Consider the following 1,157-nt stretch of genomic DNA (forward strand, 5'->3'; position numbering starts at 1 on the left):
CGAACCGACCAGACCATCGAGGATGAATTCCGCTATGCGCTGCCCGCGCGCGACATCGCGCTGTACGAGGCGCGGCTCTACAGCGATGTCGAGATCACGCCGGAAAACCTGATGAAGATGTCGGCCGTCATCCCGGAAACTGTCGGGCTCTTGCCGGACGTCAAGTTCGATGTGATCGGTTTTGCCTGCACCTCGGGAGCGCTGGTTATCGGCGAGGACAAGGTCGCCGAACGCGTTCATGAGGTGCTGCCGGGCGTGCAAGTGACCAACCCGGTGACGGCGGCAAGGGCGGCGCTGAAGGCCCTGGGCGTCTCGCGGATCGCGCTGCTCACCCCTTATCTGGCGAAAATCAATCATTCGCTACGTGCATCGCTGATGGCGCGGGGGATGGACATTCCGGTCATGGGCTCCTTCAACGAGGCGGATGACAATGTCGTTGCGCGCATCACGCCGGCATCGGTCAAGCAGGCCATCTTGGAAATCGGTGCGTCGAGCGACTGTGAGGCGGTGTTCGTTTCCTGCACCAGCATGCGCGTTGCCCGCATCATCGAGGAGGTCGAGAAGGAACTGGGGAAACCGGTAACCTCGAGCAATCACGCCCTTGCCTGGCACATGCTGCGGCTCGGCGGCATTGGCGAGCAGATCGCCGGAAAGGGCGAACTGTTTCGCCGCTCGCTATAGGTTGGCCATCTTTGGGGCCGCAGCGTTTGCGGTGTGCGATTCAGATTCCGCCGTACCAGTCATAACCATTGTCTTCCCAATAGCCGCCGCGACCGCCGCCGACAGTGGCGAAGCCGTCGACCAGCTCGATCTTGTAGAGATATTTCGGCATCTTGTAGCCGAGTTGGCGCTCGACGCGAACCCGCAGCGGAGCGCCGTTCTCGACCGGCAGCGGCTTGCCGTTCAGGCCATAGGCGAGGATCGTCTGCGGGTGACGGGCATCGATCAGGTCGATGCTGCCGTAATATTTGATGTCGCCGGAGAGGCTGCGGTCGATCGTATCGAGGCAATGGAACATGACGTAGCGCGCCTGCGGTTTGACCACCGCCTGGTCCAGCACCAGCGACAGCGGCGTGCCGGTCCATTTGGCGATGCAGCTCCAGCCTTCGACGCAGTCATGGCGGGTGATCTGGGTGCGGCTCGGCATATTCTGGAGT

At 62.1% G+C, this 1,157-nt stretch carries 2 protein-coding genes; one reads left to right on the forward strand and one right to left on the reverse strand.

The features are described from left to right. Window positions 1–681: aspartate/glutamate racemase family protein (locus EN964_RS35275; protein ID WP_127277501.1), on the forward strand; the 681-nt coding region annotated here is incomplete at its 5' end. Between the two features lie 40 nt (window positions 682–721). On the opposite strand, the gene EN964_RS35280 is transcribed toward EN964_RS35275, so the two are convergent. Further along, window positions 722–1,157, reverse strand: a 436-nt coding sequence (locus EN964_RS35280) for a molybdopterin-dependent oxidoreductase (RefSeq protein WP_164776444.1), incomplete at its 5' end; no start/stop codon positions are given.

The sequence above is a fragment of the Mesorhizobium sp. M7A.F.Ca.CA.001.10.2.1 genome, from assembly GCF_003998575.1.
Lineage (GTDB): Bacteria > Pseudomonadota > Alphaproteobacteria > Rhizobiales > Rhizobiaceae > Mesorhizobium.